A 13815-nucleotide genomic window follows, 5' to 3' on the forward strand; every position below is an offset into this window, starting at 1 on the left:
ATTGTCGCAGGACTGATGCGACGTTAGGCCCGATGAACTTTGCTGCGCTACCGCTATTACCTATGTGTAATGTTTCAGCCCCATCAGTGTCGCATTCAGGACACGTTAACGCCGTCCCAACTTCACCTTCAGGTCACCGAACCGAAAGGCACCCATCATGTTCTCACCCCGCCCTCTGGCCCCGGGCGTCTGGGCGGCGCCGCAGATCGCCTTTGAGGATTTGGCCGAGGTCCAGGCGATGGGGGTGCGTCTGGTCGTCAACAACCGTCCGGACGGCGAGGAGGCGGGTCAGCCGTCCTCCGCCGAGATGGAAGGCGCCGTCCGGGCGGCGGGGCTGGACTATGTCCACGCGCCCGTGTCGGGCATGCCGGGCCCGGACGCAGTCCGCGCCGTGGCCGCCGCGCTGGAGGCCGGCGAACCCGTCTTGATGTATTGCCGATCGGGCACGCGCTCGACAGTGACCTGGGCGCTGGCGATGCGGGCCCTGGATCGGGCCGGGCCGGACGCGTTGCGGGAGGCCGCCGCGAACGCCGGCTACGATCTCAGCCGGCTGCCGCTCTAGGGTCGGCCCCCCTAATGCTGGCCCCCTAGCGCTGGATCGCCACCCGGGTCGCGTAGGGAATCGGTTCAGGATCGCCGCAGGACGCGAGGACAAGTTGCGCCGTCATGAGACACAGGATCGCCGCCGCGATGGGCTGGAGCCGATTTGAGACAGTGAAGACGATGCTGCGGGTCACTGGGGACGCTCCGGGAGGGATTTACCTCTCGTTAAGGCAAGGTCGGCGCCGGTTTTCGGAGACAGCGTCGTGATCCCGTTCGTGCGCGCGTTCGACTTCGCCTACGGGCGGCGCGATCAGGTCTCGCCCCTGATCCAGCGCGTGATCTGCGACAACCCGGGACCTTTCACCTTCACGGGGACAGGAACCTACATCGTCGGGCGGCCGGAGGACGGCGCGCCGGTCGCCGTGATCGATCCGGGACCAATCGGCGACGCGCACCTGGAGGCCTTGCTGGCCGCGGTCGAGGGCCGGACCGTCAGCCATGTGCTGGTGACCCACACCCACCGCGATCACTCTCCCCTCGCCCGGCCGTTCGCCGATCGGGTCGGGGCGCCGGTGCTGGCCATGCGCCCGCCGGCCCGCCAGACCCATGCGTCAGGGATGCTCGACGAGGAGGAGGACGAAGTGTTCGCGCCCGACACGATCCTGTCAGGCGGCGAAACGATCGCGGGCGACGGCTGGACGATGGCGGCTTTGGCGACGCCGGGGCACGCTTCCAACCACATAGCCTTCGTGCTGGAGGAGGAGAACGCATTGTTCTGCGGCGATCACGTCATGGGCTGGTCGACGACCGTGATCGCGCCGCCGGATGGCAACATGTCGGCCTATTTGCGCAGCCTGGACGCGGTGATCGCGGCGGGGTTCTCAACCCTGTGGCCGACGCATGGGGCGCCCGTCACCGAGGTCGCGCCCTTCCTCGCCGCCTATCGGGCGCACCGGCTGGAGCGCGAGGCCCAGATCCTGACGCACGTGCGCGCGGGAGACCGGACGATCGCTGAGATCGTCCCCGTTCTCTACGCCGCCGTGGACCAGCGGCTATGGCCGGCGGCGAGCCTGTCCGTGCTGGCCCACCTGATCAAACTGGTCGACGAAGGCCGGCTGACCGTCGACGAGGCCCCGGGGCTCGGCTCGACCTACGGCGCGGCCTGAAGCGCGGCGATCAGCGTGGAGGCGATCCGGCAGGTTGCGCCGCCGTCGGTGTGGGCATAGCGCGCCACGACCCGGACGTCGGTGCGATCCGGCCGGATGCGGATGACCGCCTCGTGCCCCATGCCGAACCAGAAGCCGTCGCGAACCCCGCGTGAGCGGAACAGCTGGGATTCGGTGACCGAGAAGCCTGCGGTCTGAAGCGCATCGGTGGCCTGTGCCGGCGCGACCTGGGTCATGACCGCCGCTGTTCCCGGACAGGCCTGGGGCGATCCGGTCGCGCCCGCCACCGCCGGGGGCTCGGTCAGGTCGGTGGAGACGTCGAGCGGCCCCGCAAGCGCGATGGCCCGGGACTGGACGAAGAAGGCGGCCGAGACGACGGCGCAAACGATCACGATGGCGACGCTGATCAGACCCAGCCTGCGGAACTGCGGCAAGGACAGCACCAGCGACAGGATGGCGAACGCCAGCGCCGCCCATGACACGATCTGGGCGACCTGGATCGCCAGCAGGTCCAGACCGAACTCCAGCGAGACGATGCCATTGCGCGTCAACAGAAGCGCGATGAACGTCATCAGCGGAGCCAGCACGGCCAGCCCCATGGCGACCCGCACCTTGGCCATGCCGCCCTTCAATCGCGGTCGCGGGCCTCTGGCCATGGCTCAGACTCGCTCCGGTGCGACGGCGGTGGGCAGCCGATAGTCCTTCAACTGTTCGCGCAGGGTCTTCTTGTCGATCTTGCCCGTCGCGCCCAGCGGGATGTCGTCCACAAAGACCACGTCGTCCGGCATCCACCATTTGGCGATCTTGCCGACCAGGAAGTCGAGATGCTCCTGTTTGTCCTGGGTCTCGCCGGGCTTCAGCTTGATGACCAGAACGGGCCGTTCGTCCCATTTGGGGTGGGCCGCGCCGATAACGGCGGCCAGCTCGACCTTCGGGTGGCCCACGGCGATGTTCTCGATTTCGATCGAGGAGATCCACTCGCCGCCCGACTTGATCACGTCCTTGGCCCGGTCGGTGATCTGCATGAAGCCGTGCTCGTCGACGGTCGAAACGTCGCCGGTGTCGAAGAAGCCCTCGTGGTCGAGGATGTCGCCGCCCTCGTCCTTGAAATAGCCCTTGGCGATGGTCGGGCCCTTGATCATCAGGCGGCCGAAGGTTGTGCCGTCGTGCGGCATCTCCTGACCGGCGTAGTTCTTCAGCTTCAACTCGACGCCCAAGGGCGGAATGCCCTGTTTGACGCGCCACTTCATGCTTTCGTCGTAGGGCAGGGCCTCAAGCTCGGGCGTCAGGTTCGACAGGGTGCCGATGGGAGAGGTCTCGGTCATGCCCCAGCCCTGGACCACATCGACGTCGAACTCGTCGTGGAAGGCCCGGATCAGGCTCTCCGGCACGGCCGAGCCGCCGATCAGCACCTTCTTGACCGATGGGATCTTCAGATTGTTCTCGCGCAGGTGGGTCAACAGGCCCTGCCAGACGGTCGGCACGGCGGCCGAGAAGGTGACCTGTTCGGTCTCGATCAGCTCATAGATGGCCGCGCCGTCCATCCGCGCGCCCGGCATGATCAGGCGCGCGCCCGAGGCAGGACCGGCGAAGGCGATGCCCCAGGCGTTGGCGTGGAACATCGGCACGACCGGCAGGATCACTTCCTTCGGCGTCGCGCCGAGGACCGTGGTCTGCATCCCCATCAGGGTGTGGATGAAGTTGGACCGGTGCGAATACAGGACGCCCTTGGGGTTCCCCGTGGTGCCCGAAGTGTAGCAGAGACCGCAGGCTGTCAGTTCGTCGAACCCGCCCCAGACGCACTCATCGGACACGCCCGACAGCAGTTGCTCATAGCATTCGGCCTTCGGCAGCTTGGTCGCCGGCATGTGCCATTCGTCGGTCATGACGACGACCCGCTCGACGCTCGGGCAGTGCGGCAGCACCGCTTCCAGCAGGGGCACGAAGGTCAGGTCGACGAAGATGATCCGGTCTTCGGCGTGGTTGATGATGTAGATCAGCTGTTCGGGGAACAGGCGCGGGTTCAGGGTGTGGCACACGGCGCCCATACCCATGATGCCGTACCAGACCTCCATATGCTTGCCGGTGTTCCAGGCCAGGGTGGCGATCCGGTCGCCCGGCTTCACGCCCCAGTCCTTGAGCACATTGGAGACCTTGCGGGCCCGGCTGTGTATCTCGGCATAGGTCGTGCGGACGATCGGCCCCTCGACCGAGCGTGTCACAACCTCGCGGTGGCCGTGCCAATTCTTGGCATGGTCCAGGATACGGTCGACCGTCAGCGGCCAGTCCTGCATCAAACCGAGCATCGCATTCCCTCTTTGCTCCGGCTGGATGCGGAGCTTGCCATCACGCTAGCCGAGGTGACCGCTGATAAGCAACGTGACGCTAGGTCACTCCGACCCCGGGGCTCCGAACACCGTACAAGGCTTTGCCGTTGCACCCGCCCGACTTTTGCCGTCTGTTCCCGCCCCTGAGACATCGTAAGGACGCCCGGTCATGCGTATCGCCCCTCGCACCGCCCTCGCTCTCGCCGCCCTGGTGGCCGTCGCCGCGTGCGACCGGTCCCTTCCCCCGGCCGCCGCGGCCCCGACCCCGGCCGACCCTGTGCGGGCGGAAGGCCCGGCGCTTCCGGCCCAGTCGATCGGCGGACTGGCCATCGAGGGCGAAGGCCTGCGCATCTTCGACGCCGCGGGCGCCGCGCGCGCCCTGCCCTTCGAGACGCCCCAGGCCACGGTGATCGCCACTGTCGCCGCATCGGTCGGCGGTGCGGCGCCGGAGGTCACCACCAACAGCGAATGCGGCGCCGGCCCGGTCCAGTTCGCCCAGTTCGCCAACGGCCTGCAACTGGCCTTCCAGGACAGCAAGTTCGCCGGCTGGACCCTGGACCAGGAGGGCCTCAGCACGGTCGACGGCGTCGAGGTCGGCATGAGCCGCGCGGCCCTCAGCGCCAACCGCACCGTGGAGATGCAAGAGGATTCGACGCTCGGAGCCGAGTTCTCGGCGGGAGACATCAGCGGCTTCTTCGGCTCGACCGCCGCGGACAGCCCGGTCACCAGCCTGTACGCCGGACTGACCTGCTTCTTCCGCTAGGTCTCGCGGGTCTCTAGAAGGCCCGCCATGACCATTCTGATCGCGATCACCGGCGGCTCCGGCTCGGGCAAGTCCACTCTGGCCGAGGCGCTGATTACGTCGCTGCCGCCCGGCGTCGCCGCCCTGATGCGCGAGGACTCCTACTATCGCGACGCCGCCTCCCTGCCCGGCTTCGACGCCGCGACCTTCGACTTCGACGACGTCGCTGCGCGCGATCACGACCTGCTGATCGACGACCTCGCCCGGCTGAAGGCGGGCAAGCCGGTCACGGCCCCGGTCTATTCCTTCATCCACCACGGCCGCGAGCCCGACGGCGAGGCGATCCCGGCCGCGGCCGTCGTGATCGTGGAAGGGACGCATGTTCTCTGCACCCCGGCGCTGGCGGACCTGTTCGACATCCGGGTCTTCGTCGACACCCCCGCCGACATCCGCTTCATCCGTCGCCTGCTGCGCGACCAGGCCGAACGCGGGCGCACGGCGTCCTCGGTCATCGACCAGTATCTGAAGACGGTGCGACCCGGGCATGAACGGCTTACCGAGCCCTCTCGGACCCGCGCGGACTTCATCATCGCCGACGCGACGGCGGCGGTTCGCCTGGACGATCCGCAGGCCGTAATCCGGCTGGCCGCGCCGGTTCTGGCCCATCCACTGCTGGCGCGTCTGAAACCTGTCGAAACCTGACGATTTCTGACATGACATCGCCAGCTTGAGCATATCAGCTATCGATTACGGCCTGATGCAAGCGAACGCCACTACGCCACGAGGCGGAGCTCACTCCGCGACCCCGGCCACCGATCCCCGCCGCGACAACATCGTACGCGAGGCCAGACGCCATTTCATGTCCGAGGGCTATGCGGCGACGCGGATCGAGCCCATCGCCCGTGCGGCCTCTGTCTCGACCGCGACCCTCTATGGCTACTTCCCGTCCAAGACCGATCTGTTCGCGGCGGTGATCGCCAATGCGTCAGGAGACTTCTCCGAACAGATGAAGAGCGTTCGCTGTGACGAGGGCGACGCGCGCACCCGGCTGACCCGGTTCGCCCTCGCCTATGCCGGCTTCATGGGCGATCCGTTCGTGCGGTCGGTGTTCCGGCTGGTGATGGCCGAGCGCCCGCGCTTCCGCGACGTGGCCATGGGCTTCTTCGAGCGCGGCCGTCACGACTTCGGGCTGCCGCTGATGGAGGCGCTGACCGCCCTGGCCGCGAGCGGAGACCTGCGCTTGGAAAAGGCCTCCTGGGCCGCCGGCCAGCTCATGGGGATGATCGAACACCCCGTCTTCTTCATGCCCCTGGTCACAGGCGACGAAGTCCAGGCGGCACGCGCGCCGGAATCGATCGCCGAGGACGCGGTCGAAACCTTCCTCGCCCGCTACGGCGTCTAGAGCAGGATCGGCCGAGGAGGAATCGCTTCGCGATTCCGCTGATGCCGTGAATCCTGCTCCAGATCTGAGCGAGAGCCTGATTCACGCTTTCGACAGAAGCGCGAAGCGCTTCCGTCTCAAACGATCAGGCTCCAGACGTCAGGGCTGCAGTCGCGTCCGCGCCCAGCCGCCGCCGTCACGCGTGAACAGCAGCCGGTCATGCAGGCGGAACGGCCTGTCGCGCCAGAACTCCACCGTCTCCGGGAGCACCCGCCAGCCGGTCCAGCGTTCGGGGCGAGGCACGTCCTGACCCTCGAACCGCTCCGTCTCGCGCGCCACCGCCGCCTCGAGGTCGGCGCGACTCGCCAGCGGCCGGGACTGATCCGAGGCCCAGGCCCCGATGCGGCTCTCCCGCGCCCGGCTGGCAAAATAGGCGTCAGCCTCTTCGGTGCTGACCGGCTCCACTGTCCCTCGCACCCGCACCTGACGGCGCAGCGATTTCCAATGGAACAACAGGGCCGCGCGTGGCCTGGCGTCCAGCTCGACACCCTTGGCGCTTTGCCGGTTCGAATAGAAGGTGAAGCCGCGCCCATCGACGTCCTTCAGCAATACCATCCGGCTGTCCGGCGCGCCGTCGGCATCGACTGTCGACAGGGCCATGGCGTTGGCGTCGTTCGGTTCATGCCCCCTGGCGTCGGTCAGCCATTCTATGAACAGGCCGATCGGCTCCTCGCGCTCGAAGATCATCTCGTCCCCGTTGGCGGCCAGGGCGGCGGCATAGTCGCGGGCGTACTCTTCGCGTGTCGGGCTGGGCGGTATGGCGTCGATGTTCATGCCGCGCCTATAGCAAGGCCCGGGCCGACCTGCACGGTTAACCCGACATTGACCATGGCGACGGCCTATTGAGCGGATGATCGCGCCCGGCCCCAGTCTGAACGAAGCCTTCGCCGTCCTGGGCCTGCACGGTCCGGCCGAGCAGGCCGTCGTGACGCGCGCCTTCCGCCTCGCGGTCAAGAGCGCCAGACCCGACCAGCCCGGCGGCGACGCCGACCGCTTCCGCCGGGTCATCGCCGCCTATCGCCTGATCCAGTCCGTCGGCCCCGCCCGCGCCGCCCTCGCTGCGCCCGTCCAGGGCCCCGTCGCGCTTCCGGTCGTGGGCCTGACCCCGCTGCAGGCCCTCGCAGGCGCCCGGACGATGCTGCGCCTCGGCGACAGACAGCTGCGCGTTCATGCCCCCGCCGGAATGCGGACCGGCGAATATCTGCGCCTGAGGGCTGCGGCGACGGACGGGTCCGACCTCTATCTGCCGGTGCTGATCCGCGCAGCCGACGGTCTCGCCGCCATGGGCGACGACCTCTACATGAGCTGGCCCGTGCCCGAGCGGCTGCTGGCCGACGGCGGCCGTGTCGAGATCGAGACCCATGCCGGGGTTCGCGGCGCCTGGGTCACGCCCGGCCTGACCGATCCGGTCCGTCTGCGGCTGCGCGGTCTCGGCCTGCCGGCGCGAGGCGCGCGGCCGGAGGGGCATCTGTTCGTGTCGCTGAAGCCGTCCGAGGACGCTCCCTCCGCCGCCGAGGACCTGCTAGCCCGCTTCACCCGCGTCTGGACGCCGGACCGTCTGGCGGCCTGACCTTGCAATGACGCATCACAGAGCGCATCATTTGATGCGTCAGGAGATGCAGCCGTGCGCACAACAGTCACGATCGATGATGACTTGATGGCTTCGGCCATGGAGTACAGCGGCCTGGTGGAAAAGTCGGCGATTCTGCGCCTTGCGCTTCAGGCCTATGTCTCGCGAGAAGCATCCCGACGCTTGGCGAGAATGGGTGGCTCCCAGCCGGACTTCGAGCTCGCTCCTCGCAAACGCCTGTTCGGCGTCGAAGAGGAATGAACCTGATCTTGGCTGACACATCCGTCTGGGTGGATCATCTCAGATCTCCGAACCCGCTTGTGATCCAGTTGGCGGATCAGGAACGGCTACTCACCCATCCTTACGTGATCGGCGAACTGGCGATGGGTCATCTTCGCCGCCGGGATGACTTCATTCGCGGCTTGCGAAACATGGACCGTGCGGCCCGAGCGCTCGACGAGGAAGTCACGCGGCTCGTCGAAGAGAACCGACTGTATGGGCTGGGCATCGGCTGGGTAGACGCCCACCTGCTCGCCTCCTCCATGCTGGTGAATGACGTTCTTCTCTGGACCCATGACCGGCGCCTGAACACCGTGGCCGCCCGTTTCGGGCGAGCCGCCGCATTGCATCACTGAACCCATGTCCCACAACACCTTCGGCCACCTCTTCCGCGTGACGACCTGGGGCGAGAGCCACGGGCCGGCGATCGGCTGCGTCGTGGACGGATGTCCGCCGTTGATTCCGCTCACAAAGGCGGACCTCCAGCCCTGGCTGGACCGGCGCAAGCCCGGCGGCAGCCGCTTCGTCACCCAGCGCCAGGAAACCGACGTCGCTCGCATCCTGTCCGGCATCTTCGATGACGGCGCGGGTCCGGTGACCACCGGCGCGCCCATCGCCATCCACATCGACAACATCGACGCCCGCTCCAGGGACTATGGCGAGATCGCCCGCGCCTATCGCCCCGGCCACGCCGACCTGACCTACCAGACGAAATACGGCGTCCGCGACCATCGCGGCGGCGGGCGCTCCTCCGCGCGCGAGACCGCCAGCCGCGTCGCCGCCGGGGCCGTGGCGCGTCGGGTGCTGGGCGAAGGCATCGTTGTCCGCGCCGGGGTCGTTCAGTTGGGCCCGCACAGGATCGCGCCCGAAGCGGTCGATTTCTCGGCCGTTTACGACAATCCCCTGTTCGCCGCCTCGGCCGAGGCCGTGCCTGAGTGGGAAGCCTACCTCGACGGGGTGCGCAAGGCGGGCTCCTCCATCGGCGCCGTCGTGGCGCTCGAGGTCACGGGCGTTCCCGCCGGTTGGGGCGCGCCCCTCTATGGCAAGCTCGACGCCGAACTGGCCGCCGCCATGATGTCGATCAATGCGGTCAAGGGGGTCGAGATCGGCGCGGGCTTCGGCTCAGCGGAACTGTCGGGCGAGGACAACGCCGACCAGATGCGACTGGACGAGGACGGCCAGATCGTCTTCGGTTCGAACAACGCTGGCGGCGTGCTGGGCGGCATCTCGACGGGACAGCCCCTGACCGCCCGCGTGGCCTTCAAGCCGACCTCCTCAATCCTGACGCCGCGCCAGACGGTGACCCGCGACGGGCTCGAGACCGATGTCCGCACCAAAGGCCGCCACGACCCCTGCGTCGCCCTGCGCGGCGTTCCGGTGGTCGAGGCCATGGCCGCCTGCGTCCTGGCCGACGCCATGCTGAGGCACCGCGCCCAGGTCGGCTGAACCACCCTCCAGCTAGAGAGAGATCGCGGGCAGGAACCGTTCGCCCATGACGACGAGCGTGATGCCGACGTTGATCGCCAGCACCAGGGCGATCACCGACCAAACCGACGGCCTGGTCCAGCGCGCCGCCAGCACCGTCATGATCAGGAGCGCGGCGATCACCACCGCATGCACGGGCCAGAGGCCGAGACCCCACGACAGCCCCAGCCGAGCCTCGTCGTTCGGCATGAACAGCGTCACCCCGGCGGCCAGCATCCGCATCAGCAAGGCCGCCAGCACGACCGCGAAGCTGGCTACGGTCGGCCAGCGATAGGCCAGCCACAAGCCAAACAGGCCCTGAAGAACGGTGACCGCCGGTCCGGCGGCGTCGATCAGATCGCGGTCCAGAGCAGAGCGATAGGCACCGGTGACGAGGCCGGAACTGTTCAGTCGTACAAACATATCGTAGCCCAGCGCCGCTCCGGTCAGGCCGTGGGCGAGTTCATGCAGGGCGAACGTCAACGCGACGATAAACAGGCCCCAGCCGACAAGTTTCGCAATCCGCATGTCCGGCCCCCCGCCGCGATCAACAAGCTCGACCATATGTTTCCGATAGCGATGACGCCCCTTACAAATGGGTCATCTTCCGTTCACCCTGTTCGGGCTAGATGCGCGCCATGATCCAGATGCTGTCCCGCACTGCCGCCCTCGCCGCCGTCCTAGCGGGTTCGCTGATGCTGCAGGGCTGTCTGGTCGGCGCCGTGGTCGGCACGGCCGGCGCCATCGTCGGCGGAACGGCCCGGGCCACGGGCGCTGTCGTCGGCGCGGGCGTCGACGCCGTCACCACCTCGGACGAGGAAACCCGCGCCCGCCGCGACCGCGAACAGCGCGACTACGAGCGTGAGCAGCGCCGCTGCGAACAGCGCCGCGCCAACGGCCAGCGCTGCTGACGGCGGACCCGTGCGAAGGGTCGCAGCCGGCAGGACATCATTCGGCGAGCCAGACTTCGAACTGCTGCGGGGACACGCCGCGGATCGGGACCTCGATGGCGGACACATCTTCGCCGAGACAACCTTCCAGCACGGTTTTTAACGAGCCAGCGCCAACCGCGTCATCCGGGCGGAAATATCTAAGTTCCGTTCGACCTGGCCCACGACCCAAGAGTTCGTAGGGGGGCACGTCATAACCCATCGAACGCAGAGATCCCGAACAGGCGCGATACATGGCTACCTGGCCTTGAGCGCGGATCTGAAAGTAGATCCGGCCGGGCGAAACGCGATCGGATGCGGCCGAGGGCTTCGCTGCCGCAGGCGTCTCAATGGCCGCCTGCCCGAGGATTGCAGAGGCCTGGGCAGTCTCGCCCCCGTCGAGGCTCGACCTTGCCTCGCGAACGGTCCGCTCAAGGGTCTCGACCTGCGTCGTATCCCGGCGTCGCGCAGCGATTTCGTGATCCAGGCGGGTAACCTCGGCTTGCAGGCGATCACGAGCGTGGCTCAGGCTGATCAGGCTGACTGCGAACCCTCCCAGAATGGCCAGGCCGCCGAGCAGAAACGCGACACCGATCCAGCGGGACCGGCTTGTCAGGATCGCAATCTGGGCCGGATTCAACGGTGGCTGATCGGTCATTCGGCCGCTCTTGCCTGAGGCTTTGCAATGCCCAGAAGGATGTCACGGCTGGCGTACCAGAGCTGCAGCACCCGGGCCTGGGTCACCGAGATCACCCCGGTCGGCGTCATCAGGAGGAGGAAATTAGTCACGCTGAACTCTTCCGTAACCGTCCAGTAGATAGCCAGCCCGACCAGAGCGGCGGCTGAAGCGACCGTTAGATAGAGGTAGAAGCTCCGCTCGAGCTTGTTCTGCTTGTCGAGCAGGTTAACGATCGCCACGCGTTGCTTGAAGGTCAGCGTCATGGGCTCCGATGCGGAGAGGGACGGCGACGGATCGGTCACGCTTCATTCCACGATAGGCTGTCGGTTCTCGATACCCGGACCGCTTTGGGAACAGGCGGCGGAATGGTCGCCGGCCATCGTGCGCCGACAAATCGGTCCTTGCCCACCCAGGCCAGAGAGACGCAGTCACTCTGGTTTCCACCCAGGATACGGTAGGCTTCCCCGTCTTCGCCGGCGTAGAAGCCGACGTGTCCCAGTCCGCTCGACCGGGACTTCCGCCAGAAGACCATTATCGCACCGGCCGTAGGGCCGGTCTTGATTCCAAAGCTCTGCCAGGCTCGGGCGGACAGAACGTTTGCCGGGGTCGGCTCGCGATCCAGCGTCGATGTTATGCAATGAGCGACGAACAGGCCGCACCACGGTATGTCGTCGCCGGGGTAGTGAACGTCGATATTCTGGGCCCAGTCCAGAATCGTCGGATTGGAGCCTGTGCCGGGCTTCTCCTTCGTTCCGATCAGCCGTCGCGCCTCCTTGAACCAGACCAGACCGTCCTGCTCCAAGTCCTTGCCCGGAACAGCGCTGGGAAGCAGCGCCGCGATCGTGATCGGACCCAGCACACCATCCGGCGTCAAGCCGTGCCTGGTCTGAAACTCTTTGACCGCCGCCGCAGTCTGTCGGCCCCAGACTCCATCCAGAGGCCCTGGCCGGTAGCCAAGGTTCGCCAACGCTGTTTGGACTTCCAGGATTTTCATCATTGCCCCCCAGAGCATCTGAAGGACAACTCCACGTGGTGTCAATCCACAAAAATCGCCGTTATGCGTGAGCTTCAAGCCTTCAGCGATTGAAGGCCCGGAGCACCCCCTGGAGGCCCGATTCGTCCTAGCGCACCCCGATGTATTTGTGCGTCTGGACGCTGAGCCGCCATTTCGGGTGGCGCAGGCAATAGTCCAGGGCCGCCGCCGTATTGGCCGCCTGATCCGGTCCGTCCATGGGCTGAAGCCAGAAGCGTTCGAACTCCAGGTCGTCGAACCGCCCCGGCATGGCGAGCGCCTGCGGATAGACCAGTTTCAGCTCCTGGCCCGAGGTCTGGACCACGGGGGCTGCGGCTTTGGGACTGACACAGATCCAGTCGATGCCGTCGGGCGCAGGCAGGGTGCCGTTGGTCTCCACCGCGATATCGAAGCCGCGCGCGTGCAGGGCGGCGATCAGTGGCGAGTCCAGTTGCAGCAGCGGCTCCCCGCCCGTGCAGACGACCAGTTTCGGATCACCCTCGCGGCCGATCCACATCGACGCGACATGATCCGCCAGCGCCGTGGCCGTTCTGAACTTGCCGCCCCCGTCTCCGTCCGTGCCGACGAACTCGGTGTCGCAGAAGGTGCAGACGGCTGTGGCCCGGTCCTGCTCGCGTCCGCTCCACAGATTACAGCCCGCGAAGCGCAGGAAGACCGCCGGCCGTCCCGCCTGACCGCCCTCCCCCTGCACCGTCAGGAAGGTCTCCTTGACCGAATAGGTCATCGCGAGGCCAGCCACTCGCGCCAGCCTGCGGCGCGCAGCGCGCAGGCCGGGCAGTCGCCGCAGCCGTAGCCCCAGTCGTGCCGGTGGGTGCGGTCGCCGCGATAGCAGGTGTGCGAGTCCTCGACGATCAGCTCGACCAGGGCGTCGCCGCCGATCTCGTGCGCCAGTCCCCAGGTCTGGGCCTTGGTCAGGTACATCAGCGGCGTCTCGATCGGCGACGGCTTGTCGAGGCCCAGGGTCAGCGCCCGCTCCATGGCGTTGATCGTGTCGCGTCGACAGTCGGGATAACCCGAGAAGTCCGTCTCGCACATGCCGCCGACCAGCACCGCCAGCCCGCGCCGGTCCGCCAGTGCAGCGGCGCAGGTCAGGAACACCAGATTGCGCCCCGGCACGAAGGTGTTCGGCAGGCCCCGCGCACCGATCTCGATGGCGCGATCCGTGGTCATGGCCGTCTCGCCGATGGCGCCGAAGCCGGTCAGGTCGACGACATGGTCCGGCCCCAGCCGGTCCGCGAACCTGGGCAGGACATCCATCATGCCCTCGCGCACCTTCAGCCGCGCGGCCATCTCGACCGCGTGCCGCTGGCCATAGTCGAAGCCGACCGTCTCGACCCGCTCGTAGCGTTCCAGCGCCCAGGCCAGACAGGTGGCGCTGTCCTGCCCGCCCGAGAACAGGACCAGGGCGTCGTGGGCGGTGTCGGTGATTTGGGCTTCGGTCATGACGGGCCTGCGGTCGGCCCAAAGGCCGCGCGCATGGGTTAGTGGGCAGGAATGGAATGGTTTCCCGCCCTCTACACCCAACCGGGCGATCCGGCAAAAGCACGACCGCATAACTGGCGAAAACAGACTGTTTTTGGACTTAACCCTTTTGCAAACGGTTATCCCGCATTGTCCACTGGTATCAGGGAGTTTCGGCCAG

At 67.2% G+C, this 13815-nt stretch carries 20 protein-coding genes; 10 read left to right on the plus strand and 10 right to left on the minus strand.

The features are described 5' to 3' along the window. The first annotated feature begins 157 nt into the window (after positions 1–157). A complete protein-coding gene (locus tag ACP7AB_RS07785) occupies positions 158–562 on the plus strand; it encodes a TIGR01244 family sulfur transferase (RefSeq protein WP_425989539.1) in 405 nt (134 codons plus the stop codon). Positions 563–587: 25 nt separating this feature from the next. Here the strand turns inward: ACP7AB_RS07785 and ACP7AB_RS07790 are convergent, their stop codons facing one another. Next, positions 588–737, minus strand: a complete 150-nt coding sequence (locus ACP7AB_RS07790; protein WP_303696988.1) for a hypothetical protein — start codon at positions 735–737, stop codon at positions 588–590. A 69-nt stretch (positions 738–806) separates the two neighbouring features. Between ACP7AB_RS07790 and ACP7AB_RS07795 the strand changes: the two genes are divergently transcribed. Beyond that, positions 807–1709, plus strand: a complete 903-nt coding sequence (locus tag ACP7AB_RS07795; protein WP_425989537.1) for an MBL fold metallo-hydrolase — start codon at positions 807–809, stop codon at positions 1707–1709. On the opposite strand, the gene ACP7AB_RS07800 is transcribed toward ACP7AB_RS07795, so the two are convergent. Beyond that, positions 1694–2365, minus strand: coding sequence for a DUF1499 domain-containing protein (locus ACP7AB_RS07800; RefSeq protein ID WP_425989535.1), 672 nt, complete (start codon positions 2363–2365; stop codon positions 1694–1696). The genes ACP7AB_RS07795 and ACP7AB_RS07800 overlap by 16 nt on opposite strands. A gap of 3 nt (positions 2366–2368) precedes the next feature. Further along, on the minus strand, positions 2369–4015 hold the full coding sequence (locus tag ACP7AB_RS07805; protein WP_425989533.1) for a long-chain-fatty-acid--CoA ligase: 1647 nt from the start codon (positions 4013–4015) through the stop codon (positions 2369–2371). Between the two features lie 190 nt (positions 4016–4205). On the opposite strand from ACP7AB_RS07805, the gene ACP7AB_RS07810 reads away from it, so the two are divergent. Genes ACP7AB_RS07810 through ACP7AB_RS07820 form a run of 3 tightly spaced genes read left to right on the plus strand, consistent with a single transcriptional unit; the run spans position 4206 to position 6180 of the window. Further along, positions 4206–4799 (plus strand): hypothetical protein, encoded by a 594-nt coding sequence (locus ACP7AB_RS07810; RefSeq protein WP_425989531.1) that lies wholly within the window; start codon positions 4206–4208, stop codon positions 4797–4799. A 27-nt stretch (positions 4800–4826) separates the two neighbouring features. After that, complete coding sequence (udk, locus tag ACP7AB_RS07815) at positions 4827–5480, plus strand: uridine kinase (RefSeq protein ID WP_425989529.1); 654 nt, start codon at positions 4827–4829, stop codon at positions 5478–5480. A gap of 25 nt (positions 5481–5505) precedes the next feature. Further along, entirely contained in the window at positions 5506–6180 is a 675-nt protein-coding gene (locus tag ACP7AB_RS07820; RefSeq protein WP_425989527.1) for a TetR/AcrR family transcriptional regulator, read from the plus strand. 138 nt (positions 6181–6318) lie between these two features. Here ACP7AB_RS07820 and pdxH read toward each other — a convergent pair whose 3' ends face one another. Then, on the minus strand, positions 6319–6993 hold the full coding sequence (pdxH, locus tag ACP7AB_RS07825) for a pyridoxamine 5'-phosphate oxidase (protein WP_425989525.1): 675 nt from the start codon (positions 6991–6993) through the stop codon (positions 6319–6321). Positions 6994–7069: 76 nt separating this feature from the next. Between pdxH and ACP7AB_RS07830 the strand changes: the two genes are divergently transcribed. The 4 genes from ACP7AB_RS07830 to aroC are packed head-to-tail and all read left to right on the plus strand — an operon-like array spanning position 7070 to position 9514. Then, positions 7070–7789, plus strand: a complete 720-nt coding sequence (locus ACP7AB_RS07830) for a DnaJ C-terminal domain-containing protein (protein WP_425989523.1) — start codon at positions 7070–7072, stop codon at positions 7787–7789. Between the two features lie 54 nt (positions 7790–7843). Continuing rightward, the gene (locus tag ACP7AB_RS07835; RefSeq protein ID WP_425989521.1) at positions 7844–8050 is read left to right on the plus strand and encodes a type II toxin-antitoxin system VapB family antitoxin; all 207 of its coding nucleotides are present in this window, start codon (positions 7844–7846) and stop codon (positions 8048–8050) included. Further along, positions 8047–8424 (plus strand): type II toxin-antitoxin system VapC family toxin, encoded by a 378-nt coding sequence (locus ACP7AB_RS07840; RefSeq protein WP_425989519.1) that lies wholly within the window; start codon positions 8047–8049, stop codon positions 8422–8424. The genes ACP7AB_RS07835 and ACP7AB_RS07840 overlap by 4 nt, the downstream gene beginning before the upstream one ends. A gap of 4 nt (positions 8425–8428) precedes the next feature. Further along, positions 8429–9514: a chorismate synthase gene (gene aroC / locus ACP7AB_RS07845; RefSeq protein ID WP_425989517.1), complete on the plus strand. Its 1086-nt coding sequence runs from the start codon at positions 8429–8431 to the stop codon at positions 9512–9514. Positions 9515–9526: 12 nt separating this feature from the next. Here the strand turns inward: aroC and ACP7AB_RS07850 are convergent, their stop codons facing one another. After that, positions 9527–10060 carry a hypothetical protein gene (locus tag ACP7AB_RS07850; protein WP_425989515.1) on the minus strand — a complete coding sequence of 178 codons (534 nt, stop codon included), beginning with the start codon at positions 10058–10060 and terminating at the stop codon, positions 9527–9529. Positions 10061–10170: 110 nt separating this feature from the next. On the opposite strand from ACP7AB_RS07850, the gene ACP7AB_RS07855 reads away from it, so the two are divergent. After that, a complete protein-coding gene (locus ACP7AB_RS07855; RefSeq protein WP_425989513.1) occupies positions 10171–10443 on the plus strand; it encodes a hypothetical protein in 273 nt (90 codons plus the stop codon). Between the two features lie 37 nt (positions 10444–10480). On the opposite strand, the gene ACP7AB_RS07860 is transcribed toward ACP7AB_RS07855, so the two are convergent. From ACP7AB_RS07860 to queC, 5 genes are all read right to left on the minus strand, one after another. Further along, a complete protein-coding gene (locus tag ACP7AB_RS07860; RefSeq protein WP_425989511.1) occupies positions 10481–11119 on the minus strand; it encodes a hypothetical protein in 639 nt (212 codons plus the stop codon). Next, entirely contained in the window at positions 11116–11442 is a 327-nt protein-coding gene (locus tag ACP7AB_RS07865) for a hypothetical protein (protein WP_425989509.1), read from the minus strand. The genes ACP7AB_RS07860 and ACP7AB_RS07865 overlap by 4 nt, the downstream gene beginning before the upstream one ends. After that, positions 11439–12134 (minus strand): TIGR02594 family protein, encoded by a 696-nt coding sequence (locus tag ACP7AB_RS07870; protein WP_425989507.1) that lies wholly within the window; start codon positions 12132–12134, stop codon positions 11439–11441. The genes ACP7AB_RS07865 and ACP7AB_RS07870 overlap by 4 nt, the downstream gene beginning before the upstream one ends. Before the next feature lie 127 nt (positions 12135–12261). Continuing rightward, positions 12262–12897, minus strand: coding sequence for a 7-carboxy-7-deazaguanine synthase (queE, locus tag ACP7AB_RS07875; RefSeq protein ID WP_425989769.1), 636 nt, complete (start codon positions 12895–12897; stop codon positions 12262–12264). After that, positions 12894–13616: a 7-cyano-7-deazaguanine synthase QueC gene (gene queC, locus ACP7AB_RS07880; RefSeq protein WP_425989506.1), complete on the minus strand. Its 723-nt coding sequence runs from the start codon at positions 13614–13616 to the stop codon at positions 12894–12896. The genes queE and queC overlap by 4 nt, the downstream gene beginning before the upstream one ends. Positions 13617–13815 lie beyond the last annotated feature (199 nt).

Source organism: Brevundimonas sp. TWP3-1-2b1, assembly GCF_049896165.1.
GTDB classification, from domain to species: domain Bacteria; phylum Pseudomonadota; class Alphaproteobacteria; order Caulobacterales; family Caulobacteraceae; genus Brevundimonas; species Brevundimonas subvibrioides_B.

Excerpts from the sequence above, each read along its gene's own strand:
- aroC (WP_425989517.1), top strand. The coding sequence starts at position 8,429 with ATGTCCCACAACACCTTCGGCCACCTCTTCCGCGTGACGACCTGGGGC.
- udk (WP_425989529.1), top strand. The coding sequence starts at position 4,827 with ATGACCATTCTGATCGCGATCACCGGCGGCTCCGGCTCGGGCAAGTCC.
- ACP7AB_RS07855 (WP_425989513.1), top strand. The coding sequence starts at position 10,171 with ATGATCCAGATGCTGTCCCGCACTGCCGCCCTCGCCGCCGTCCTAGCG.
- ACP7AB_RS07810 (WP_425989531.1), top strand. The coding sequence starts at position 4,206 with ATGCGTATCGCCCCTCGCACCGCCCTCGCTCTCGCCGCCCTGGTGGCC.
- queC (WP_425989506.1), bottom strand. The coding sequence starts at position 13,616 with ATGACCGAAGCCCAAATCACCGACACCGCCCACGACGCCCTGGTCCTG.
- pdxH (WP_425989525.1), bottom strand. The coding sequence starts at position 6,993 with ATGAACATCGACGCCATACCGCCCAGCCCGACACGCGAAGAGTACGCC.
- ACP7AB_RS07800 (WP_425989535.1), bottom strand. The coding sequence starts at position 2,365 with ATGGCCAGAGGCCCGCGACCGCGATTGAAGGGCGGCATGGCCAAGGTG.
- ACP7AB_RS07840 (WP_425989519.1), top strand. The coding sequence starts at position 8,047 with ATGAACCTGATCTTGGCTGACACATCCGTCTGGGTGGATCATCTCAGA.
- ACP7AB_RS07785 (WP_425989539.1), top strand. The coding sequence starts at position 158 with ATGTTCTCACCCCGCCCTCTGGCCCCGGGCGTCTGGGCGGCGCCGCAG.
- ACP7AB_RS07870 (WP_425989507.1), bottom strand. The coding sequence starts at position 12,134 with ATGAAAATCCTGGAAGTCCAAACAGCGTTGGCGAACCTTGGCTACCGG.
- ACP7AB_RS07860 (WP_425989511.1), bottom strand. The coding sequence starts at position 11,119 with ATGACCGATCAGCCACCGTTGAATCCGGCCCAGATTGCGATCCTGACA.
- queE (WP_425989769.1), bottom strand. The coding sequence starts at position 12,897 with ATGACCTATTCGGTCAAGGAGACCTTCCTGACGGTGCAGGGGGAGGGC.
- ACP7AB_RS07850 (WP_425989515.1), bottom strand. The coding sequence starts at position 10,060 with ATGCGGATTGCGAAACTTGTCGGCTGGGGCCTGTTTATCGTCGCGTTG.
- ACP7AB_RS07830 (WP_425989523.1), top strand. The coding sequence starts at position 7,070 with ATGATCGCGCCCGGCCCCAGTCTGAACGAAGCCTTCGCCGTCCTGGGC.
- ACP7AB_RS07805 (WP_425989533.1), bottom strand. The coding sequence starts at position 4,015 with ATGCTCGGTTTGATGCAGGACTGGCCGCTGACGGTCGACCGTATCCTG.